Here is a 24,466-nt window from a genome sequence, read left to right as displayed (position 1 = left end):
GCTAACTGTTTAAGTAAAAGAGGAGTGTTGATAAATGGAAGATTTAGTTGTTGAACTTGGTGAAAGAAGTTATCCAATCATAATTAAAAAAGGATTAATTAATGAAGTAAATCTGGAAATCCAAAAAGTTTTTAAAGGTAAAAAGATATTTATACTAACTGATAAAAATGTAGGTTCTCATTATGGAGATAGGATAAAATCATGTTTAATTAAATCAGGATATGATGTTAAGCTAATGGAACTAGAGCCAGGTGAGGAAACTAAAGCGTTTAGTACCCTTCCTTTGATATATAATGAACTATTAGATTTTAAAATTACAAGAAGTGACTTGATTATAACTTTAGGCGGAGGAGTAATTGGAGATCTTGGAGGATTTGCTGCATCAACTTTCTTAAGAGGTGTAGATTTTGTTCAAATACCAACTTCACTTCTTGCTCAAGTTGATAGCAGCGTAGGTGGAAAGGTTGCTGTAGATTTAGAAAGAGGCAAAAATTTAGTGGGAAGTTTTTATCATCCTAAATTAGTTTTAATAGATCCAAATGTACTTGAAACTTTAAGTGAAAGATTTTTTAGAGACGGAATGGCAGAGGTTATTAAATACGGATGTATAAAAGATAAGGAATTCTTTTACTTTTTGAAAAGCTTAAAAAATAAAGAAGAGGTTATGAACAATATAGAAAAAATTATCCACAAATGTTGCTTTATAAAAAAATGCGTTGTGGAAAATGATGAAAAAGATACTGGAGAGAGAATGCTGCTAAATTTTGGACATACACTAGGTCATGCCATAGAGACATATTATAACTTTAAGAAGTTTACACATGGGGAAGCAGTAGCTATAGGAATGTATGAAATAAGTAAGATTGCAGAAAATAAAGGATTAACTGATCAAGGCGTTAGTGAAGAGATAAGAGAGATACTAGTGCAATACAATCTTCCTTATGAAGTTGAAATAGATGATAGCTCGGAAGTTTTAGATACAATAGCATTAGATAAGAAAAATATTGATAATGTATTAAAAGTAGTATTATTAAGAAATATTGGAGAATCATATTTAGAAAAAACAAATGTAGAATTTTTTAGTTAATGATGTATATGAAAAAATAGGTTAGCAAGCAGATATGTTATTTTTGAGTATGTCTTAAGCAATGAATAAAAAAGTGAGGTAAAATCATGGGGAACTTAAAAATTTATCCTGGAAAATTAAGTGGGGAAGTTAAGATACCGCCATCTAAAAGTATGGCACATAGAGCAGTAATTTGCGCAGCTCTTGGAGATGGTGTTAGTAAGGTTACAAATATAGATTATTCTGATGATATTATTGCTACAATTGAAGCAATGTCATCATTGGGAGCTAAAATAACGAAAAAAGAAGATTATCTGGAGGTTTATGGAATCAACAGTCCAGAAAATATTAAAGCTAATTCAGTTAAGGAACAAAGAACTATAGATTGCAACGAGTCAGGATCAACTCTTAGATTTTTAGTACCTATAGCAGCTTTATTTGATGGAGTTAATAGATTTGTTGGAAGAGGTAATTTAGGAAAGAGACCATTAGACACTTATTACAAAATTTTTGATGAACAAGGAATTAAATATTCTTATAAAGATGGTATTCTTGATTTAAAGACTGAAGGAAAATTAAAAGCTGGAGAGTTTAAGATGGAGGGGAATATTAGCTCGCAGTTTATAACAGGATTATTATTTACGCTTCCTCTTTTAGATGGAGACTCTAAGATTGTAATTACAACAGAAATGGAATCAAAAGGATATATTGATTTAACTTTAAGAGCCATTAAAGACTTTGGTGTAGAAATTATAAATAATAATTATGAAGAATTTATTATAAAGGGAAATCAAATTTATAAGAGTATAGATTACAGAGTTGAAGGTGACTACTCACAAGCAGCATTCTTCTTCTGTGCTGATGCACTTTCAAGCAATATTGTGCTTAATGACTTGAAACTAGATTCTCTTCAAGGGGATAAAGAAGTAATTGACATATTACAAAGAATGGGATTGAAATTAAATAATAAAGATAATGGTTTAATTGGAAGCGCAAGTCTTGGACTTAAGTCTACTATAATTGATGGTTCTCAGTGTCCAGATATAATCCCAGTAGTATCATTGGTTGCTGCATTAAGTGAAGGAACAACAGAAATTATAAATGCAGGAAGACTTAGAATTAAGGAATGTGATAGATTAGCAGCAGTAACTTCAGAGCTTAATAAATTAGGTGCTAAAATTATTGAAAAAGAAGAAGGATTGATAATTGAAGGTGTAAAGGAGCTTAAAGGAAACGTGGAAGTTTGGAGTCATAAAGATCATAGAATAGCAATGACTATGGCTATAGCATCAACTATGTGTAAAGAACGTATTATACTTAAAGATTATGAGTGTGTGTCAAAGTCATACCCGCAATTTTGGGATGATTTTAAGAATTTAGGAGGTGTGTTTGATGAGTGGAATGTGGGGGAATAAATTAAAGGTTTCTATATTTGGTGAATCTCACGGAGTTGGGATTGGAATTACAATTGATGGGCTTCCTTCAGGCGTTGAGATTAATCTTGAAGAGGTTATGAAAGAAATGGCAAGACGTGCGCCAGGAAAAAGTAATTTATCTACAGCTAGAAAAGAAGCAGATGCACCAGAAATTTTAAGTGGATTATTTGAAGGAAAGACTACAGGAACTCCTCTTTGTGCAGTGATTAGAAATGCAGATATGCGTTCTAAAGATTATGGAAAGCTTAAAGATTTAATGAGACCAGGTCATGCAGACTACCCAGGGTTCATCAGATATAATGGATTTAACGACTATAGAGGCGGAGGATCTTTCTCGGGAAGAATTACTGCACCATTAGTATTTGCTGGAGCTGTATGCCAGCAAGTACTAGAAAGTAAAGGAATTAACATAGGAGCCCATGTTAAGAGTATTGAAAATGTTGAAGATAAGAGTTTTTACGATGTAGAATTAAGCAGAGAACTTTTAGGGGAATTAAAAACAAAGGAATTGCCTTTATTAATCCAAGAAAAAGAAGAAGAAATGAGAGATACAATTCTGAAAGCAAAAAAAGAACAAGATTCTGTAGGTGGAACTATTGAATGTACTGTTATTGGAATAAATCCGGGAATCGGTAATCCGTTTTTTGATTCAGTTGAATCAACTCTAGCTCATTTAATGTTTTCTGTCCCAGCAGTTAAGGGAATAGAATTTGGAAAAGGCTTTGAAATGAGCAAATTAAGAGGATCTGATTGTAATGATGAATACTATTATGACGGTGATAAAGTAAAAACTTATACTAATAATAATGGTGGAATTACAGGTGGAATAACAAATGGAATGCCAATATTATTTAAGGTTGGAATAAAGCCAACACCATCAATATCAAAAATTCAAAGAACGATAGATATTGCAGAAGAAAAGGAAGCAGAGCTTGTTATTGAAGGTCGTCATGATCCTTGTATCGTGCAAAGAGCTGTTCCAGTAATAGAAGCTGTAACCGCAATTGGAATACTTGATTTAGTGCTTTAGTAATAAAAATTTATAATTCTAAGTTAATGAATATATAGTTTTCTTATTGCAAATAGTGTATTAAGAAAGCAAAGTGTTAATTTGAATGAGTTAAGGTGCATTAAAGAAATTAAATATTTTTTAATTGTTCCTAAGTAAGGAGAAATGAAATGGCGGCTATAGATGATTATAGAAATAAGATTGATGAAATAGATAAAGAGATAACAAGACTTTTTGAAGAAAGAATGGATGTAGTAATAAAGGTAGGAGAATATAAAAAACAGAATAATTTACCTGTTTTCAATAAAGCTAGAGAAGATGAAGTTATTGAAAAGAATATAGGATACCTTAATAATAAAGATTATGCCGAAGGGTTGAAACAATTTTTTATTAATATTATGAATATTTCTAAAGATTTAGAAGATAAAGAAGTAAAGGGAGATATAAGAGCTACGACTATAGATAAGTTTGAAGAAAAAAATGTGAAAAGTGACATTAAAGTTGGCTTTTATGGTGTTGCAGGATCATTTTCAGAAGAAGCAATGATTAAGCATTTTGGTAAGAAAGATGATGCTAAGGCGTATGATGAATTTGAGGATGTATTTTTAGCAGTGAAAAATGAAGAAATTGATTATGGAGTTTTACCAATTGAAAATTCTTCAACTGGTGCTATTTCACAGGTTTACGATCTCTTGTATAAGTATGGATTCTATATAGTTGGAGAAGAGTGCATTAAAATAGATCAAAATTTAATTGGAATTAAAGGAACTAAATTAGATAATGTTAAAGAAGTATATTCACATCCACAAGGGTTTGAACAAAGTACTGATTTTTTAAAAGGATATAGTAATTGGAAAAAGATACCTTTCCATAGTACTGCGGATAGTGTTAAACTTGTTAGTGATTTACAAGATATGTCAAAGGTTGCTATTGCAAGTAAAAGAGCAGCTGATATATATAATTTAAGCATAATAAAAGAAAATATAAATAATAGAAGAGAAAATTCTACAAGATTTATAGTTATATCAAAAGAATTGGAATTAAATAACAGTTGTGATAAAGTAAGTGTTGTATTTTCTCTTGAGCATAAAGCAGGTACTCTATATAAATTATTAAGACACTTTGCAGAAAATAATATAAATATGATGAAGATCGAATCAAGACCTATGGAAAAGGGAGCGTGGAAATATTTCTTATATGTAGATTTTGAGGGTAATCTTGAAAATGAACAAGTTAAAAAGGCATTGAATTTAATTGAACAAAGCAGTGCATATTTTAAACTTATTGGTGGATACAGGAAATACTGTTAAAAGGGGGCATTAATTTGGAATTTTACGGATTAATAGGAGAAAAGTTATCTCATAGTCTTTCACCTAAAATTCATAATACGCTTTTTAAAGATTTAAAAATAGAAGGGGCATATAAGCTTTTTGAAGTTGAAAAAGAGAATTTAGGTAAACTTATAGAATCAATAAAGCTTCTTAAAATAAAAGGAGTTAATGTAACTATTCCTTATAAGCAAGATGTAATGGAATATTTAGATTTTATATCGGATGAAGCTAAAAAAATAGGAGCAGTAAATACTATTTATTTAGAAGATAATAAGTTATATGGGTACAATACAGATTATTATGGGTTTGGAACTATATTAAATAATAATGAGATTGTTATAAGAGATAATGTTGCGATGGTTCTAGGAAATGGTGGAGCGGCTAAGGCTGTTATTACTTACCTTTTAGATCATGGCATTAAAAAGATTTACTTAGTTTCAAGAAAAATCAAAGGGAATTCTGCAGATAAAGATGAAAGAATAGAATTTAAAACTTATGAAGAAATATCAGAGATAAAAGGTGATATTTTAATTAATACGACTCCGCTTGGCATGTACCCTAAAGTTGATGATACTCCTGTTAATGAGGATATAATAAATAACTTTAATTCATTAATAGATATAATTTATAACCCGAGGGAGACAAGGTTCCTAAAAATAGGGAAAAATTCAAATAAAAAAGTATGTGGTGGTATTGAAATGCTAGTAGGGCAAGCTATAAAGGCGGAAGAAATATGGCAGGAATGCCAATTAGATAATAAACTAACTCAAGGTTTATATTCAATATTTGAAAATGAATTTAAGTAGGTGGCACATATGAAAAACAAAGTAGTATTCATTGGAATGCCTGGATGCGGAAAGAGTACAATTGGCAGATTGGTAAGCGAAGAATTAAAAATTAACTTTATTGATATGGATAATTATATTGAAAATATGACATCTAAAACGATACCTGAACTTTTTGAACACGGAGAGAATTATTTTAGAGATTTTGAATCTTTAGCTTGTAGAGAATTAGCTAAAGAGGGAAAGGCTATAATTTCTTCAGGTGGTGGAGTAGTAAAAAGAAAAGAGAATATAGACATATTAAAAGAAGAATCGTTTATTATTTTTATTGATAGACCATTAGAAGAACTTTTAGGAGATGTGGATATATCAAAAAGACCTTTACTTAAAGAAGGTAGGGAAAAAATAATTAAGTTGTATGAAGAGCGCTATGAATTATATAGATTATGTGCAGATAAAATAATTAGAAATGATAGAGAAATTGGAAATATAGTTAATGAAATAAAAGAAGTTATTCTAGATAACTTGGAAATGAATTAAGTATATAAGATGCAATAATAAACTTATTTTTGAAATTCTAGTAAGCCAAGTACTAAACTAGAAGAAAGTGTAGAAACTCAGTTGCAATGTACATATATATGTTATGTTGAAAATCTTACATTGTAATCTTATAGAATTAATATAATTTACTATCACAACTTATGTTGAGAAAACTCGCTAACTAAATAATTTATTGTAATATACATTATAGTTAAAAAAATATAAATGCTGAAGGGAGGGAGTATTAATGAAGATAATGGTAATAAATGGACCGAATTTAAATATGGTTGGAGTTAGAGAAAAAGGGATTTATGGAGCTAAATCTTTTGAAGATATATGTGAGTATATTAAAGAAGAAGGCAAAAAAAGAGGACATGAAATAACTTTATTTCAGAGTAATTGTGAAGGTGAAATAATTGATGAACTTCAAAAGGCATACTTTGAAAATTATGATGGGATAATAATAAATCCAGGAGCTTATACTCATTATAGTTATGCAATTCATGATGCAATAAAAGGAATAAATATTGATACAGTAGAAGTGCATTTGTCCAATGTGCATGCGAGAGAAGATTTTAGAAAGAAATCTGTAACAGCACCCGCTTGTATAGGACAGATGTGTGGATTTGGAGAAGATGGATATATATTAGCTATTAAGGCGCTAGAATTGAAAAAGATGTCTAAATAGTTTATATTATATATAGGAAGCTCGGCCTACTTTATTCGCTGAGGAGAAAGTTCTCAACTAATTTTGGATCTGAGCTATCTGTTTGTAGTACAGAAGTATAGTAGAAAAAAGAAAAGTAAAAAATTAAAAAGTAGTACAGGAGGAAATTAAGATGATAATTATTATGAACCCAAAAGCAAGTGAGGAAGATGTAAGGAAGGTAAAGGCAGTAATTGAATCAAAAGGATTAGAAGCTCATCTTTCTAAAGGAGACACATATTTTATAGTAGGAGCTGTTGGTGATACTTCAATATTAGATCCTAAAAAATTACAAGTATTAAAAGGTGTAGATAGGGTTATGAAGGTTCAGGAACCTTTTAAGAAAGCAAACAGGATATTTAAGCCTGAAGATACAGTAGTTAATATTGAGGGATCAATAGTTGGCGGTGGAAGACTTGGAATAATGGCTGGACCGTGTTCTGTAGAAAGTGAAGAACAAATTGTTGAAATCGCAAAAAGAGTAAAAGCAGCAGGAGCCAACTTTTTAAGAGGTGGGGCATTTAAACCAAGAACTTCACCTTATAGCTTTCAAGGTTTAGAGCTTGAAGGATTAAAACTTTTAAAAACAGCAAAACAGGAAACAGGACTTCCTATAGTAACAGAACTTATGTCTACTGATTACTTAGATACTTTTGTTGAAGAAGTGGATATGATTCAAATTGGTGCTAGAAATATGCAAAATTTCGATCTATTAAAGCAAATAGGTAAAACAAATAAACCAATACTATTAAAGAGAGGTTTATCTGCAACTATAGAAGAATGGCTTATGTCAGCAGAATATATCATGGCAGGTGGAAATGAAAATGTAATTCTTTGTGAAAGAGGAGTAAGAACATTCGAAACTATTACAAGAAATACATTAGATTTGCAAGCAGTTCCAGTAATTAAGAAATTATCTCATTTACCTATAATTGTTGATCCAAGTCATGCAGGTGGTTATGCTTACTTGGTAGAACCAATGGCAAAAGCAGCAATTATAGCTGGGGCTGATGGACTTATGATAGAAGTTCATAACGATCCTGAAAATGCACTAAGTGATGGACAACAATCACTTACTCCAGATCAATTTGATGTGCTAATGAGTAAAGTTAAAGCTGTAGCAAAAATTGAAGATAAGCAAATCTAATTCTATATAAGGGAGCTATAGATATGAAAATAGTAGTTGTAGGTCTTGGAGTAATTGGGGGATCATTTACTATGGCTTTAAAAGAAGCTGGGTATAAAGATGTTTATGGAATAGATATTAATGAAGAATCTCTAGAAAAAGCTAAAAAACTTGGATTAATAAGAGAAGGCTTCAAAAACGGAGAAGAAGTAATTAAGAGTGCAGATTTTATAATTATTTCATTATATCCTAGATTAGTTAAGCAATTTATTATAGATAATAAAAGCAATTTTAAAGATGGTGCAGTAATAACAGATGCTACTGGAATTAAAAAAATGTTTATCGAAGATATTGTAAATATATTACCGGAGAATATAGATTTTGTTTTTGGCCATCCAATGGCAGGACGGGAGAAAAAAGGAATAGATTTTGCAAGTAGCCAAGTTTTTAAAGGTGCAAATTATATTTTAACACCGGTTTCTAGAAATAAAGAAGAAAATTTAAACATGGTAGAAGATCTGATTTATAAAATTGGATTTAAAAGAGTTAAAAGAATAACTCCAGAATATCATGATGAAATGATTGGCTACACAAGTCAGCTTCCGCACTCATTAGCTGTAGCACTGGTAAATAGCGATGTTGAAGGAAGAGAAACAGGAAGTTTCATTGGAGATAGCTATCGTGATTTAACAAGAATTGCTAATATAAATGAAGACCTTTGGAGCGAACTTTTCCTTGGAAATAAAGAGAATCTATTAAAAAGCATTGAAAATTTTGAAGTAGAATTGGATAAAATAAAAGATGCAATAAAAGATGATGACAAAGAAACTTTAAAGGAGATATTTATAAAGTCTACAAAGAGAAGAGAGAAGCTATAAATAATAGACGATATATTTGTTATATAAGATTATAACAGATATATCGTCTATCTTTTTTATTCAGTAAAACTAGATGAATGAGATTGAATTCATAGAACGTGAATAAAAATAATATTATTTAAATCTAAATGATATAACATATCATTGATAACTGATATATAGTGTTATATAATTGAATACAGGAGAGTAATTTATATTAATAAAGTAAATACCAAAATGATTATTAATATAGTTAGGGGGAGATTACAATATCGTTTTTTATAGGAATAGATATAGGTGGTACAAATTTAAGGGCAGCAGTTATATCCAAGGAGGGAGATATAGTACAAATATTTAAAGTTGAAAACGAAGTGCAAAAGGGGGCAGCTTATAACTTAAATAAATTAGTTAATCAAATAAAGGGACAATGGAGCAGTTATGAAATAGAAAAAGTGGGAGTAGGTGCACCAGGGCCACTAGATTTAAAAGTAGGTAAATTATTAAACCCTGTTAATTTAAAAGGATGGGAAAACTTTAATATAAAAGAATATCTAAGTGAGAAATTGGGATTACCTGTTCAAGTTAATAATGACGCTAATGTAGCAGGGCTTGCAGAAAGTTTAGTTGGAAGTGCTAAAGAATGCGAATCAGTATTTTATATAACGGTTTCTACTGGAGTTGGCGGAGCATTAATTATTGACAAGAAGATTATAAATGGAGCACATAGTCAAACAGCAGAAATCTACAACATGATAATAAATGAGGACAAGTATAGTCACGCAGGTACAAATAAAGGCGGACTTGAAGGACAATGTAGTGGTGTAAATATAGCTAGAATAGCATCAGAAGCATATGGAAAAACATTAAGCACAAAGGAAGTGTTTGATCTGTATAAAAGCAATGATGAAAAGGCTGTCCAGGTAATAGAAAAATGGATTAACAATATTTCAATTGGTATAGCTAATGTGATAGCTGTAGTAGATCCAGAAACTGTAGTTATTGGTGGAGGAGTATTAATATATAATACTTATTTGCTACCTAAAATTATTGAGTGCACTAAGACTAAGGTTTCAGATCCATCTATTGTTGATATAAGAATAGCGCAAATTGGTGATAATGCAGGTCTTATTGGTGCAGCAATGTTATAGAAGAAAATACTATTTCATTTTGTAAATATTTAACGCATGAAGGAAATAAAATAATTTAAATAAAGAAATCTAGGAGGCATAAGATGAGTATACAATTCAAGTTCCCAGAAAATTTTTGGTGGGGATCAGCAACATCAGGTCCACAAAGTGAAGGACGATTTAATAAAAAGCATAATAGTGTATTTGATCATTGGTTTAATATAGAACCAGAAGCATTTTTTAATGGAGTAGGCCCTAATGTAGCATCAAACTTTTATAACAGCTATAAAGAAGATTTAAAATTGATTAAAGAAATAGGTTTAAATAGTATTAGAACATCAATTCAATGGACAAGATTAATAAAAGATTTTGAAACTGGAGAAGTAGATGAAGATGGTGTAAGATTCTACAATGCTGTAATAGATGAATGTATTGCAAATAATATCATCCCAGTTATGAATCTACACCACTTTGATTTACCAGTTGAATTATATGATAAATATGGCGGATGGGAATCAAAACATGTAGTAGACTTATTTGCATTGTTTGCAAAGAAGTGCTTTGAGTTATTTGGAGATAGAGTTAAACATTGGGCAACATTTAATGAACCTATGGTTGTTGTTGAAGGTGAATATTTATATCAATTCCATTATCCAAAGATAGTTGATGGGAAAAAAGCGGTGCAAGTTTTATATAATCTAAATTTGGCATCAGCAAAGGCTATAAAAGAGTTTAAAGAATCAAATTGTGGTAAGAATGGTGGGAAGATTGGCATTATTCTTAATTTAACGCCTTCATACCCAAGATCACAAAATGAAGAAGATGTAAAAGCAGCTAAATTTGCAGAAGATTTCTTTAACAATTCATTTTTGGATCCAGCTATAAAAGGTGAGTTTACAACGGATTTAGTTGAAGTTTTAACCAAAGATAATGTAATATGGGAATCAACAGAAGAAGAATTAGAAATAATAAAAAACAACACAATTGACTTCTTAGGAGTTAATTATTATCAACCAAGAAGAGCAAAAGCTAAGGAAGAAAAATTCGACGATTCAAAAGGTTGGATGCCTAATAAGTATTTTGACGATTATGAAATGCCAGGAAGAAGAATGAATCCATATAGAGGATGGGAGATATACCCACAATGTATGTATGATATAGCGATTAATATAAGAGATAATTATAACAACATTCCATGGTACATATCTGAAAATGGAATGGGAGTTGAAGGGGAAGAAAAATATATAAATGCAGATGGAGTTATAGAAGATGATTATAGAATAGAGTTCTATGAGGAGCATTTATCATATCTTCATAAAGGGATAAGTGAAGGATCTAATTGTTTTGGTTATCATACATGGACTCCGATAGACTGTTGGTCATGGGCTAATGCATATAAAAATAGATATGGATTTATTGCTGTAGATTTAGCTACTCAAAAGAAGACAATTAAAAAATCAGGAAGATGGATTAAAGAAGTAGCAAAAAATAACGGATTTTAGATAGAAAATTATATTTAACAATCAAATGGCTGTCTCAAAACAATAATATTGAGACGGCTATTTGAATTATATTATAACTAGATTTTAAATATAGAGGTGATTTTTCAATGAGAAAATTTATGGCTTTTGATATAGGTGGAAGCTCAGTAAAATGGTCTGTAATTAACGAAAATGGAGAATTTATTGAAAATGGGAAGTTTAATGTTCCAAGTGATAAAGAAGAATTTTTTTCTAAGTTATCAAGAACAACCAATGAAATGAAGGAAAAATTTGATGTTAAAGGAATTGCAATAAGTGCTCCAGGAGCAGTTGATAGTGAAAGTGGATTAATAGGAGGAACAAGTGCTATTCCATATATACATGGGCCTAACTTTAAAGAGATTTTAAATGAAAAGACAAATTTAAACGTTGAACTTGAAAACGATGCTAATTGCGCAGCCCTTGGGGAATGTTGGCTTGGAGCTGGGAAGGACAATAAAGATTTAGCTTTTGTAGTTTGTGGTTCAGGAATAGGAGGAGCAATAGTTAAAGATAAAAAAATTCATGTGGGAGTTCATAAACATGGTGGAGAATTTGGATATTGCTCAATGGATTATGAATTAGATGGGACACCTAAATTCACAAGTTGGAGTAAATCAGGTTCTACAAAAGCACTGGCTGAAAAGGTTGCAAGGCTAAAGGGATTAGATGAAGGGGATATTAACGGTGTAGAGGTTTTTGAAATGTGCAGTAAGGGAGATCAAATTGCACTTCAAGAAGTAAATAAGTACTATTTTATAATGGCCATTGGAATCTACAATATTCAGTATATCTATGATCCAGAAGTAATTATTTTAGGTGGTGCAATAAGTGAAAGAAAAGATTATGTTGATGAAATAAACAAAAGACTAGATATAATGATGAATAATGGCCTAGAAGGAACAATAAAACCAGTTATAAAGGCATGCAAATATGGAAATGATGCAAATAAATTAGGAGCATTATGTAATTATATTCAAAGAGAAAAAATTCTATAAATTAGAGTATTAAATTATTTATAATTACTGAGCTATTTCAAAAGGAAAGTGATTCTTAGATGCATCATTTAAAAATTGGCAATTGATCACTTTATTATTAATTTTGAAATAACTCAGTCTTCTCTTTGTTATGATAATAGATTATCCTAAATGTTCAGTAGATTGGTTATATATTTGCGTATATAATTTTATTCCATGAGTTTTTAAAAGTAGAAATACAGCTAAAAACTTTAATAGTTATTCTGAGTATACTTCCTTACCCAAAACTAATACCTTTTTTATATTTATATCATCATCAAACAATATCAAGTCTGCATCATAGCCTTCCTTGATCTGCCCTTTATGATTCTCAACTTTACAATGTTTAGCGCCATTATAAGATGCCATTTTTATTACTTCATAAAGTGGTAAATTAGAGTTTTTGTATACATTTTTTACTGCTTTATCAAGGGTAAGAACAGAACCAGCTAAAGCACCATTTTTTAAGCGTGCTTCACCATCATTAACAATAACATCTTGCCCTCCTAAGGAGTAGTTACCATTAGGCATGCAGCAAGCCATCATAGCATCAGAGATTAATAAAACATTATCAGTACCTTTTTGTTTGTAAGCAATTCTTAAAGCTGGGTATGAAATATGAATTCCATCTGAAATAGTTTCAGTTGTTATATCACTGTCAAATACAGCTCCTACTACTCCTGGATTTCTGTGAGTTAAAGGAGTCATAGCATTAAAAAGATGAGTTGCATGGCAAGCACCACATTCAATAGCTTCCATAGCCTCTTCATACGTAGCACTGCTATGACCTAATGAGCAGACTATTCCAATTGAGGATAAATACTTAATAAGTTCTTTAGCACCTTCAACTTCTGGAGCTAATGTTATAGATATAATAATATCCTCATAATCCTTAACTATATCATTGTAGGTTGAAATAGATGGCGCCAAAATATAATTAGGATTTTGAGCACCAATTGCTTTCGGACTTACAAATGGACCTTCTAAGTGCACTCCAAGAATATGAGCACCGTCTGAACCTTTTTCTTTTACTTTTTTAATTGCATCTAAAGATTTTCTTATATCGTCCACAGCAACAGTCATAGTTGTAGGAGTGAAAGAAGTTGTTCCGTGTTTAATTATAGTTTTAGAAATGGTATTAATTGATTCACTGGTACCGTCCATTGTATCTGAGCCTCCTGCGCCGTGTATATGAACATCAATAAAACCAGGTGAAACATATAGACCATTTGCATCTAAAATGCTATCTGTATCTATATTAGACGGATTTATCTCTTTAATTTTCCCATCTTCAACTAGAATTGAGCCTTGTTCTATCTTGTCTAGGTAAATTATATTACAATTTCTTATTAACATATTTCTTCTCCTTTTAAGTCAAATTTCATATATTATAGTAAGTGGACATTATCAGTTTATATATTCAGTATATAGCATGTATAAAGAATTTTTCAAGTGTATGTTGACAGAATTAAAAGAATAAATTATAATTCTCTTAGTGGTAATTACCACTTGAAAAATATTAATTATTTAAGGAATTACAGAATTGAAAGTACTTAAAAGAAGCGTTTATAGGAAATTTTAAATTATTTGATTTATATTTTCTTTTGTGTACAAGAATAGTATAATTGTTGGGAAAACTACTAGAACTAAAAGAGGTGCACTTATGAGTACGATAAATAAAAATTCTAATATTCCTTTGTATGTTCAACTAATGAATATTCTCATTGAAAAAATAGAAAGCAGCATGGAAGAAAATGAAAAATTGGACTCCGAAAGAGAAATATGCAAAAAATATGCTGTTAGCAGAACTACAGTAAGAGAAGCATTAGACGAGTTGGAAAAAAATAATTATATTTATAAAGTTCAAGGAAAAGGAAATTTCATTTCGCCAAGAGTTGTAGAACAAGATTTAATAAAGGTATCATCTTTTACAGAGGAAATGAAAAAACGTGGAAAAAATCCGACTTCTAAATTATTAAATTTTGAGATAATGGAAGCCAACAGCAAAGTGTCTAAAAAATTAAATATAGAAAAGAACGAGCTTGTGTATAAAATCTCGAGAATAAGGATTGCGGATAACATTCCTATGATATATGAAATGACTTATTTGCCGTATGAAAGATTTAAGCAGCTTACTAGGAATATGATAGAAGAAAATCCATTATATGAGATATTAAAAAATACTTTTAATATTAACATTACATCTGCTGAAGAAGTAATAGAAAGTGTTTTAATAAATAAATTAGAAAGTGTTTATTTAGAAATACCTCAAGGGCAGGCAGGATTAAAGTTTGAAAGAATAGCATATGAGCAAAATGAGATTGTTGAATATACCATAACAATAGCGAGAGGAGATAAATATAGATACAGGGTTTGTTTAAAAAATTAACATCAAAGGAGCGTAATAATAATGAAGTTACTAGTAGTTAAAGATTATGAAGAAATGAGTGAAGTTGCAGCTAAAATATTTAAGGAGGTAATTTCTGAGAAAACAAATGCTGTCCTAGGACTAGCTACAGGAAGTACTCCTGAAGGTTTATATAAAAAGATTATAGAAATGAACAGAAATAAAGAAATAGATTTTTCTAATATAAAAACAGTAAACTTAGATGAATATGTTGGACTTGGAGGGGAAGATCCTCAAAGCTACAGATATTTTATGAATGAAAAGTTATTTAATCATGTTAATATAAATAAAGCAAATACATTTGTTCCAAATGGCTTAGCAAAAGATCTTGATGAAGAAGCTAAGAATTATGATAAAAAAGTGGATGAATTAGGTGGTATTGATATACAAATCCTTGGAATAGGTGCTAATGGCCATATTGCATTTAATGAACCAGATGATTTTTTAATAGCAGAAACTCATGTAACAGGTTTAACTAAAACTACAATAGAGGCAAATTCTAGATTTTTCAAGTCTATAGAGGAAGTACCTACAAAGGCGTTATCTATGGGTCTTGGTCAAATAATGAAAGCTAGAAAAATAGTATTGTTAGTAAGAGGTCAAGATAAAGCAGAAGCAATAAAAGGATTATTTAAAGGAAATATTACAACTCATAATCCTGCAACTATGTTACACATGCATAAAGATGTAACAGTAATAATAGACGAAGAAATGGCAAATGCAATTAAGTAATTGTAAAATAGGTGAAATTAAAATTTTAAACTATATTAAAATAACGGTGAGTTTTTTAATATAGTTTTTATTATTTTGAAGGAAATCAAGAATGATTTCTTTTTTTGTACAATTTATATCATATTTTAATATGAATTGTGTGTTAGAGTTATGATGTTCAGGAATTTTTTTATTAGATGTATTTACCATCACTAGTAAAGTCACTATAAACAGTAGATTTTAATTGAATGAAGATACTAATAATTTTTATATATATTATTTTATTGAACATATATAATTACCTTATAATTAAACTTAATTTAAGTGTTTAATAATGTATAGAAATGATATAATTAATATATAAATGATATGATAAACATGTATATAAGTTATACTGTAAGGAGAAAGGTGAATATAATGGCAAAATATGATGAAATTGCTGAAGACATAAGAAATAGAATATTGAATGGTGAATATAATCCTAATGAACAGTTGCCTTTAGAAAAAGAAATGTGTGAATATTATGGGGTTAGTAGAATAACAATAAAAAAAGCTGTTGATGAACTAGTAATTCAAGGATTAGTAATAAAACGAAGAGGTTCTGGAACATTTGTAAAAGCTCTTGATGAAGAGGGGGTTCAGGAATTAAGTCTAGCAAAACAATTTGAAGGATTTTCAGAAGCTCATAAGGACAGAAAAGTAACATCTAAAATTGTAAAATTCGAAGTAATTCACCCAACGGAAGAAATTGCAACTAAGCTAAAGATTACTACTGATGATTTTGTTTATTATGTAATAAGAACTAGATACGCGGATGATAGTCCATATGTAATTGAGTATACATATATGCCAATAGGACTTATACCTGGCATAAAAAACGATATTTTAACGAGTTCAGTTTATGGTTACATTGAAAAAAATCTTAAACTTAAAATAAAAAGTGCTCATAGGATTATTCGAGCTATTTTACCAAATGAGTTGGAACAGGAATATCTAGAAATAGAAAATAACTTTCCAATATTGGAAGTGGAGCAGGTGGGTTTTTTAGACAATGGTCAGCCTTTTGAATTTTCAACAGCACACCATAGAAGTGATAGGATTGAATTTAGGACTGTAAGTATTAAATAAGATATAATTACGTTCATTATAATTATAATTATAATTATGGAGTTAAAATAAAATTTCAAAAATTAAATAGAAAAAAATAAGCCTAATGAAAAGTTAATTATACTTTTCATTAGGCTTATTTTTTTCAACACTTTGCTCAAACACTTCAATTAATCTTTTTTTAACTGTTGGTTTTATTTACTAATGTATATATAAATGACCAATTTAGTATGTTTTTGAATACAAACTGTTTTTTGGCACGATTATTGCTAATAATAATTACATAGAATGGAGGTGAATCTTAATGATACAAATTATTTTAGCTAGTCATGGTGATCTGGCAAAGGGAATGAAGGATACTTTGGGTATGATAATTGGAGATGTATCTATGGTTGAAGCTTTTTCATCTTATAGAAACGAAGAAGTAAATGTTGGGGAAATAGTAGAAAAAATAGTAAGAGAAAAATACATTGAAGCAGATATATTTATTTTCACAGATATTCTTGGTGGAAGCGTTAATACAGAAATGATGTCTTTAATAAAAGAATATCCTAAAATACATGTTATTTCAGGAATGAATTTACCTATAATTATTTCAGTTGCTACTCAAGCAAATGAAATTTCTGAAAGTCTATTGCAGCAGATTATTGAAGAAAGTCAGCAGGGAATAGTTGACTGCAATAAATTGCTTAATGAATGTAAAAATATAAAGGAGGAAGATTTATGATTAAATTAGTAAGAATCGATCACCGTTTATTACATGGACAAGTAGTTTTTTCATGGACAAAAAGTTTAGGGATTTCAAGAATTATTGTTGTAGATGATGAAACTGCAAATGATGAGATGAAAAAAGTTTCATTAAACTTATCAAAACCAGTTGGAGTAACTTTAAATATATTTTCGGTAAACGATATATTAGCGAGAATGTCTAAAGTTGAACAATTAAAAGATAATATTATGATTGTTTTTAGAGGTACTAAGGAAGCATTAGAGTTCTGTAAGAGCTGCTCTAGTATTAAAGAAATTAATTATGGGGGAATTGCAAATAAAGAAAATTCAAAGCAATATAGTAATGCTATTTTCCTAAATCCAGAAGAATTAGAAGATACCAAAAAGCTGAAAGCAATGGGGATTAACCTATATATGCAACAAGTTCCTACTTCAAAGAGAGAAGATTTAACTTCTAAAATATAAAAAGGAGGATCAAGAATGTTAATTAAGTCAATATTATTAGGTTTCATTGGTGTTATTTGTATTTTAGACTCTAGACTTTTAGGCAGAATGAATTTAGAAAGACCGTTAATAGTTAGTACGCTTGTAGGGCTCGTTTTAGGCGATATTCAAAAAGGATTAATGGTTGGTGCTGCTCTTGAATTAATTTCTTTAGGATTAGTAAACATAGGAGCGGCAGCACCACCAGATATGAATATGGCATCCATTATTGCTACATCGTTTGCTATTTTATCAAATGCGGATTCAGAGGCAGCACTAACTATTGCGATTCCAATTGCAGTGCTTGGGCAAATGCTTGGAGTTTTAATGAGAACTATTCTTGCAAACTTAACTCATAAAGCTGACTCGTTAATTGAAAATGGGGAATATAAAAAAGCCTGTAATATTCATATTGTTTGGGGAACATTTTTGTATTCACTAATGTATTTTGTACCAATATTTTTAGCAATTTATTTTGGAACAGATTTAGTAAAAAATATTGTAGAAGTCATTCCGTCATGGATTACAAACGGTCTAAATTTATCAAGTAAAATTCTAACAGCTTATGGATTTGCTTTATTGCTTAGCACTATGCTGTCAACAAAAATGCTTCCATTTTTACTAGGAGGATTTTTCATTACAGCATATTCTAATTTAAGTGTGACTGGTGTTGCTATTTCGGCTTGTATTGTAGCATTTGTTTTGGCTGAATTTAAATTTAAAAATGAAAAAATAGTTGATGAATTAGATATTTTAGATTGATTGGAGGTATAAAAATGCAAAATATACAAAAACAAAATGATCCAAATAAATGGAAGTATATGAAGTTCTTATGGCGTTCTTGGGCAATTCAAGCTTCATGGAACTATGAAAGACAAATGAATATGGGCTTTTTATATGGAATTGCTCCTATTTTAGACAACATATATAAAGATCCTAAAGATGATGAATTAAAAAAAGAAGCTTATAAACGCCATATGAATTTTTATAATTGTACACCTCAAACAAATGCTTTTGTTTTAGGATTAAGTGCTTCAATGGAAGAACAATACTATGAAGACAAAGAAAATTTTAATCCTGAATCGATTAATGCTATGAAAACTTCATTAATGGGACCATTATCTGGAGTAGGAGACTCTTTCTTTCAAGGAACTGTACGTATATTGGCTTTTGGATTAGGTATTAATTTAGCGCAACAAGGTAGTATTTTAGGACCAATATTAGCAATAATTATTTCATTTATTCCATCATTTCTTGTTACATATTATGGTGGGAAAATTGGCTATTCAATGGGAAATAAATATTTAACAAAGCTCTATAATGAAGGGCTTATGGATAAAGTAATGTACATTTGTTCTATTGTTGGACTTATGGTTATTGGATCCATGATGGCCAGTATGATTGGAATTACAACTCCAGTGCAGTTTGGTGAAAAATTTGTTTTACAAGATGTATTAAATGGGATAATACCACAGAGTATACCGCTTGGCATAACATTCTTTATGTATTGGTTATTAAGAAAGAAAGTATCAACAGGATGGATGCTTGCAATTTGTATTCTAGGTGGAATATTATTGAGCATTTTAGGTATTTTTAAATAAATTGAAAACATTCCTTAAAAGGATGTAAATATATATAAAATAAAAATATAGGAGGGATTTATTATGAATCCAAAACAAATTATAAAAGAAATAAAAGAAAAACAAGAAGAAATTAGAAGTGTTATATTTGTAGGATGTGGAGCTTCAAAAGCAGAATTATATCCAGCAAAATATTTTTTAGAAAATAATTCGAAAAATTTACGTGTTAGTCATTATACTGCTAACGAATTCAATTATGGTACAATAGCTTCATTAGATAAAACTGCAATTGTTATATCCGCTTCACTTGGCGGTAGTACTCCTGAAACAGTACAAGCTAATGCTAAGGCTAAAGAATATGGTGCACATGTAATATCCTTAACTCGTGCAGAGAATTCGGCTCTTACAAAAGATGCTGATTATGTTATCTGTCATAGATTTGCTGAAAGCTATGGCGCAAAATTAGAAAAGATGGGTTATGCGCTTGAACTTGCAGTGGAGATATTAGAGCAATATGAAGGATATAAAGATTATGAAGATGCACAGGTTGCTTTCAGCAAGATATATGATTTAGCAGATTCAGCGGCAAAATCAGCGATAGCAGATGCAAGGAAATTTGCTGAAGCTTATAAAAATGATTCAATGATTTACTTAATGAGCAGTGGTGCAACCGCTGAAGTTGCTTATTCAACATCAATTTGTTTAATGATGGAAATGCAATGGATCAATTCAGGAAGTTTCCATTCAGGAGAGTTTTTCCATGGACCATTTGAAATAGTAGATAAAGATGTACCATTTATTTTATTAATGAATGAGGGAAGCACTCGTCCAATGGATGCCCGTGCGTTAACATTCTTAAAGCGTTTTGAAGCAAAAACAACAGTTGTTGATGCTTTAGATTATGGATTATCTTCAGTTATCCCAAAAACAGTTATTGATTATTTTAATCCAATGTTAATTACAGCAGTATTCCGTGTATATGCTGAAGAACTTTCTTATGCACGTCAGCATCCACTAACTAAAAGAAGATATATGTGGAAATTAGAATATTAAAATAAAGTTTACGTTAAACGTATGTTATCAGGTTCTACTTATAATCCTAAATACAAAAAAATGACTCAGGTAAGGAAATCGAATATTTTTCGATTTCTTTGCTTTAGGCAAATTTAAAAATAATAAATATATTTTAGTCTATTTTTAGCTATCCTATATAGGTAATTATCTTAAGAGGCCTACTACTATGGGGAGTAGTACATTTTTATTAAAAGTATGCATAATATTTTGGAATTATTATTTTTTCATATGCCTTATTCTAAATGTATGTTATAAAATAATAAGGTTAACTTTTATTAACTAAGGGGGCATTCAGAATGGCAATAGATATATCTAATTATTTAAAAGAGGCTACCAAGGAATTTTCTAAAGATAATATAAAAGAATTTTCGGCCAATTCAATTGCTGAAAAAGTAGAGCTTAGTAGAAGTACAGTAAGTAGTTATCTTAACAAAGAAGTAAAACAAGGCAGGATTATAAAAATTAAAGAGTATCCAGTAATTTTTTTATATAAAGAAACTTTCTCTAAATTATATTTTACCCCAACACAGGCTGAATATAATACTTTAGATGAATTATGGAAAGAAAATTCAAACGTTAGAAAAACAGATATATGGAGTAATGTAATTGGGGCAAAAGGAAGCTTAAAAGAACAAATTGAACAAATAAAGACAGCAGTGCTTTATCCAGAAAATGGTCTTCCTATAATGCTTTTAGGTTCAAGTGGTTCTGGAAAAACATATCTGGCAAAATGTATTTATGATTATTGCTTGGAAGAAAAATTAATAAATCCCAAGTCCTCATTTATTTCTTTAAATTGTGCTCAATATTATCATAATCCAGAATTGTTATCAAGTTTATTATTTGGTTATACAAAAGGTGCATTTACAGGAGCAGATAAAGATAAAAAGGGGCTTCTTGAAAGCGCTGATGGTGGAGTTTTATTTCTTGATGAAGTGCACAGACTAACAGAAGAAGGCCAAGAAAAGCTTTTTACATTTATGGATTCAAATGAGTATTCTCCCATTGGTGATAATAGTATAAAAAAGGAAGCAAAAGTACGGTTAATTTTTGCAACTACGGAATCTATCCAATCTACTTTCTTACCTACTTTTATTAGAAGACTTCCTGTTATTGTTAATATTCCAAGTTTTGCAGAAAGACCTCAACAAGAAAAAATTCACCTAATAGATAGTTTCTTTTTAAAAGAAAGTGAAATCTTGAAACATACTATTAAGGTTACAAAGCAGGTAATTTCCTTTTTGCTTTTTAGTAATTATGAAGGAAATGTAGGGAAAATTAAAAATATTGTAAAATACAGTTGTGGAAGCAGCTATGCTAAGAGGAAAGATCAAGAGATTATTAAAGTTCGCATTGGAGATTTACCGATTGGAAATGAAAATCAATTAAAGGAGAGTTTATATCATCAAATATCAAGTAGATATCAGGATAGGATTTATGATTATCTGCACCCAGAACTATTGAATATTAATAGTGATGAAGAGAAAAACATTAAAAAAACATATTTTGAATTTGTTGAAGGATTTAAACAGGTTGAGTCCGGAGAAATTATGTTTGATCATTATACTAAAGAGATGGTCAAAAATGTGAATTTATTACTTGATGAATTAACATTTAATACAGAAGTAACCAACAATCAATCATTTTTTTCTGTATTAACATTTAATATAAAATCTACTTTTAAATATATGGAAGAAAATTATGGATTTGAACAGGATGGAAATAAAATTCTTTCAATAGCATATTTGCTTTATTTTAAGGAAGAGCAAGAAATTTTAATTAATCATCCTGATTGGAATAGTATTCGCCCAAAAATTATAAATTTCATTGAAAGTTATATGAAGAATATTTTATGGCTTTCCAGGCGTATGCTTACACATTTGAGTGAACGCTTAGACTTTCAGGTTCTTGATGAAGATTTGATTTTTATTTCATTTTATCTAAAAAGCATGAATATACAGAGCCTGAAAAATGAAATTAAAAGTATTGTTTTAGCTCATGGCTACTCTACAGCAAGTAGTATGGCGAATGTAGCTAATAGGATGTTAAGGAAGAACTTTTTCCAAGCTATTGATATGCCTATTGATACTACAATTGATCATATAGAGGAGAAAATATTAGATTTTATTGATAATAACAGTACAGAAAATGGACTTATCTTGTTAGTTGATATGGGATCACTTTTTGATCTTAGAAATCGTTTGGAAAAGAAGATTAAAGGTCCGTTATTATTAATTGATTTTGTCTCAACACCATTGGTATTAGAAATTGGAAGTATGCTTTTACAAGATAAAAATATTATCGAAATTAATGATCAGATTTTAAAGAATGTACAAATTAATAAACAATTAGTTTATCCAGTTGAAAAAAAGAAAAAAGCTATTTTAACTTGTTGCTATACAGGTATGGGAAGTGCAATTCAAATCCAGGATATATTACAAAAGAGCTTAAAGCATGAGGACCCTTCTTTTGTAATTATGTCATACGATTATCATAAGCTGTATCAAAATAAACAAAAGGAATTGCCATTTCAAATGTATGATGTACTGGCTATCGTAGGAACTGTAGATCCAAAAGTTGAAGGAATTCCATATATAGGATTGGATCATTTGATTGGTGGGGAGGATATTGATTCATTCATTAATATATTAAGGTGCAATTTCAATATAGATGAAGAGCAGTTGAAAAAAGATTTGGTATTTAATTTTTCTATAAAGAAAATAATTGAGAAGCTAACAATTTTAGATGTAAATAAAGTACTCAATTTTGTACAAGATGCAGTTGATAAAATGGAAGAAAAACTAGGGGTTAAAATGTCTAATAATAAAAGATTCTTACTTTATCTTCATGCATCCTGTATGGTAGAGAGAATTTTAAGAAAAGAAGATGTTGACATGCAGGAAGATATTAAGGAATTTGTGCAAAGAGAAAAAAGAAAGATAGATATTATAAGGTATGCATTCAGTGAAATTGAAAAGGAATATACAATAAAGATATCAGATTTAGAAATTAGATTAATTTTTGATATTGTATTGAGCGATTGATTTGGGAGGAAAGAAATTGAAACAAGCAGTAATTTTTGATATGGATGGAGTTTTAGTGAATACTGAAAATTTTTATTTTAAAAGAAGGATGAAATTCTTTGATGAATTAAAAATAGAACCAGCTACAAGAAAAATTGAAAATTTCATTGGATCAACAAACGGGATGATATGGGAAATGTTAGTGCCCGATGATGATGAAAAACGAAATACTTTAAAAGAAGAATATTCAAAGTATTGTAAGGAACATGAAGTTTGCTTTCAAGAAATATTGAATCCTTCAGTTAAAGAAGTGATTAGGGAATTAAAAGATAGAAATCTCAAAATAGCCATTGCATCATCTTCAGAAAGAAAAGAAATTTTGAGAATGGTAGAAGAATGTAGAATTGCCAGTTGTATTGATTTTGTAATTAGTGGTGAAGAGTGTATGCAAAGCAAACCAGATCCAGAGATCTACATTAGAGCTATAAAAGCATTAGAATTATTGGAAACAGAAGTTCTAGCAGTAGAAGATTCAATATTAGGAATTCGAGCAGCAAAAGCAGCAGGGCTAACAGTTGCAGCTTTAGAGCCAAGAGATTACTACATAGATCAGTCAGAAGCCGATTATAAAGTAAATGATTTGATTGAAATAACTTCTAAAATTTAAATAGAAAGATATTTTTGCAAATTAGTATTACAAAGTATATAAGTGATGATTATCTTAGAATGGAGTATTACTATAAATGATTTTAGAAAAAGTTAGAGAAGATATATAGTGATTCAATGAAAAGAGGGCATTTAAATAGCATTTATATCAATTGAAGATATATATG

23 protein-coding genes are annotated in these 24,466 nt (G+C 29.8%); 22 read left to right on the top strand and 1 reads right to left on the bottom strand.

From position 1 onward, the window contains the following. The first annotated feature begins 34 nt into the window (after window positions 1-34). The 12 genes from aroB (at window position 35) to AXY43_RS11100 (ending at window position 12,501) form a co-directional block, all read left to right on the top strand. Entirely contained in the window at window positions 35-1,087 is a 1,053-nt protein-coding gene (gene aroB, locus AXY43_RS11155; RefSeq protein WP_012060732.1) for a 3-dehydroquinate synthase, read from the top strand. Between the two features lie 86 nt (window positions 1,088-1,173). Then, window positions 1,174-2,481, top strand: a complete 1,308-nt coding sequence (aroA, locus tag AXY43_RS11150; RefSeq protein WP_012060731.1) for a 3-phosphoshikimate 1-carboxyvinyltransferase — start codon at window positions 1,174-1,176, stop codon at window positions 2,479-2,481. Further along, window positions 2,459-3,532 carry a chorismate synthase gene (gene aroC, locus AXY43_RS11145; protein ID WP_012060730.1) on the top strand — a complete coding sequence of 358 codons (1,074 nt, stop codon included), beginning with the start codon at window positions 2,459-2,461 and terminating at the stop codon, window positions 3,530-3,532. The genes aroA and aroC overlap by 23 nt, the downstream gene beginning before the upstream one ends. 149 nt (window positions 3,533-3,681) lie before the next feature. After that, window positions 3,682-4,821 (top strand): prephenate dehydratase, encoded by a 1,140-nt coding sequence (pheA, locus tag AXY43_RS11140; RefSeq protein ID WP_012060729.1) that lies wholly within the window; start codon window positions 3,682-3,684, stop codon window positions 4,819-4,821. A gap of 14 nt (window positions 4,822-4,835) precedes the next feature. Then, window positions 4,836-5,648: a shikimate dehydrogenase gene (aroE, locus tag AXY43_RS11135; protein ID WP_012060728.1), complete on the top strand. Its 813-nt coding sequence runs from the start codon at window positions 4,836-4,838 to the stop codon at window positions 5,646-5,648. A gap of 9 nt (window positions 5,649-5,657) precedes the next feature. Then, window positions 5,658-6,167: a shikimate kinase gene (locus AXY43_RS11130; protein ID WP_012060727.1), complete on the top strand. Its 510-nt coding sequence runs from the start codon at window positions 5,658-5,660 to the stop codon at window positions 6,165-6,167. 247 nt (window positions 6,168-6,414) lie between these two features. Continuing rightward, window positions 6,415-6,855: a type II 3-dehydroquinate dehydratase gene (aroQ, locus tag AXY43_RS11125; RefSeq protein ID WP_012060726.1), complete on the top strand. Its 441-nt coding sequence runs from the start codon at window positions 6,415-6,417 to the stop codon at window positions 6,853-6,855. 151 nt (window positions 6,856-7,006) lie between these two features. Further along, complete coding sequence (gene aroF / locus AXY43_RS11120; RefSeq protein WP_012060725.1) at window positions 7,007-8,020, top strand: 3-deoxy-7-phosphoheptulonate synthase; 1,014 nt, start codon at window positions 7,007-7,009, stop codon at window positions 8,018-8,020. A gap of 23 nt (window positions 8,021-8,043) precedes the next feature. Continuing rightward, window positions 8,044-8,877 carry a prephenate dehydrogenase gene (locus AXY43_RS11115; protein WP_012060724.1) on the top strand — a complete coding sequence of 278 codons (834 nt, stop codon included), beginning with the start codon at window positions 8,044-8,046 and terminating at the stop codon, window positions 8,875-8,877. A gap of 248 nt (window positions 8,878-9,125) precedes the next feature. Continuing rightward, on the top strand, window positions 9,126-10,004 hold the full coding sequence (locus AXY43_RS11110) for an ROK family protein (RefSeq protein ID WP_038458006.1): 879 nt from the start codon (window positions 9,126-9,128) through the stop codon (window positions 10,002-10,004). Window positions 10,005-10,087: 83 nt separating this feature from the next. Continuing rightward, a complete protein-coding gene (locus AXY43_RS11105) occupies window positions 10,088-11,485 on the top strand; it encodes a glycoside hydrolase family 1 protein (protein ID WP_012060722.1) in 1,398 nt (465 codons plus the stop codon). A 107-nt stretch (window positions 11,486-11,592) separates the two neighbouring features. Then, complete coding sequence (locus tag AXY43_RS11100; protein ID WP_012060721.1) at window positions 11,593-12,501, top strand: ROK family protein; 909 nt, start codon at window positions 11,593-11,595, stop codon at window positions 12,499-12,501. A 237-nt stretch (window positions 12,502-12,738) separates the two neighbouring features. On the opposite strand, the gene nagA is transcribed toward AXY43_RS11100, so the two are convergent. Next, window positions 12,739-13,875, bottom strand: coding sequence for an N-acetylglucosamine-6-phosphate deacetylase (nagA, locus tag AXY43_RS11095; RefSeq protein WP_012060720.1), 1,137 nt, complete (start codon window positions 13,873-13,875; stop codon window positions 12,739-12,741). Between the two features lie 307 nt (window positions 13,876-14,182). On the opposite strand from nagA, the gene AXY43_RS11090 reads away from it, so the two are divergent. The 10 genes from AXY43_RS11090 to AXY43_RS11045 all read left to right on the top strand — a co-directional run bounded on the left by AXY43_RS11090 (window position 14,183) and on the right by AXY43_RS11045 (window position 24,300). After that, window positions 14,183-14,908 carry a GntR family transcriptional regulator gene (locus AXY43_RS11090; protein ID WP_012060719.1) on the top strand — a complete coding sequence of 242 codons (726 nt, stop codon included), beginning with the start codon at window positions 14,183-14,185 and terminating at the stop codon, window positions 14,906-14,908. A gap of 21 nt (window positions 14,909-14,929) precedes the next feature. Further along, window positions 14,930-15,658, top strand: coding sequence for a glucosamine-6-phosphate deaminase (gene nagB, locus AXY43_RS11085; protein WP_012060718.1), 729 nt, complete (start codon window positions 14,930-14,932; stop codon window positions 15,656-15,658). A gap of 396 nt (window positions 15,659-16,054) precedes the next feature. Continuing rightward, a complete protein-coding gene (locus AXY43_RS11080) occupies window positions 16,055-16,765 on the top strand; it encodes a GntR family transcriptional regulator (RefSeq protein WP_012060717.1) in 711 nt (236 codons plus the stop codon). A gap of 283 nt (window positions 16,766-17,048) precedes the next feature. After that, the gene (locus AXY43_RS11075) at window positions 17,049-17,471 is read left to right on the top strand and encodes a PTS sugar transporter subunit IIA (RefSeq protein ID WP_012060716.1); all 423 of its coding nucleotides are present in this window, start codon (window positions 17,049-17,051) and stop codon (window positions 17,469-17,471) included. Then, on the top strand, window positions 17,468-17,938 hold the full coding sequence (locus AXY43_RS11070) for a PTS sugar transporter subunit IIB (protein ID WP_012060715.1): 471 nt from the start codon (window positions 17,468-17,470) through the stop codon (window positions 17,936-17,938). Before AXY43_RS11075 ends, AXY43_RS11070 begins: the two co-directional genes overlap by 4 nt. A gap of 15 nt (window positions 17,939-17,953) precedes the next feature. Further along, window positions 17,954-18,718, top strand: a complete 765-nt coding sequence (locus AXY43_RS11065; protein WP_012060714.1) for a PTS mannose/fructose/sorbose/N-acetylgalactosamine transporter subunit IIC — start codon at window positions 17,954-17,956, stop codon at window positions 18,716-18,718. A 14-nt stretch (window positions 18,719-18,732) separates the two neighbouring features. Further along, entirely contained in the window at window positions 18,733-19,557 is an 825-nt protein-coding gene (locus AXY43_RS11060; protein ID WP_012060713.1) for a PTS system mannose/fructose/sorbose family transporter subunit IID, read from the top strand. 63 nt (window positions 19,558-19,620) lie between these two features. Further along, complete coding sequence (locus AXY43_RS11055) at window positions 19,621-20,589, top strand: SIS domain-containing protein (RefSeq protein ID WP_012060712.1); 969 nt, start codon at window positions 19,621-19,623, stop codon at window positions 20,587-20,589. A gap of 317 nt (window positions 20,590-20,906) precedes the next feature. Next, a complete protein-coding gene (locus AXY43_RS11050; RefSeq protein WP_012060711.1) occupies window positions 20,907-23,654 on the top strand; it encodes a sigma 54-interacting transcriptional regulator in 2,748 nt (915 codons plus the stop codon). A 16-nt stretch (window positions 23,655-23,670) separates the two neighbouring features. Then, a complete protein-coding gene (locus AXY43_RS11045) occupies window positions 23,671-24,300 on the top strand; it encodes an HAD family hydrolase (RefSeq protein ID WP_023973911.1) in 630 nt (209 codons plus the stop codon). Window positions 24,301-24,466 lie beyond the last annotated feature (166 nt).

Source organism: Clostridium sp. MF28 (genome assembly GCF_002969175.1).
Classification (GTDB): Bacteria; Bacillota; Clostridia; order Clostridiales; family Clostridiaceae; genus Clostridium; species Clostridium beijerinckii.
The sequence above is the reverse complement of the archived record's forward strand: the minus strand, read 5'-3'. Positions and strand labels throughout refer to the sequence as shown.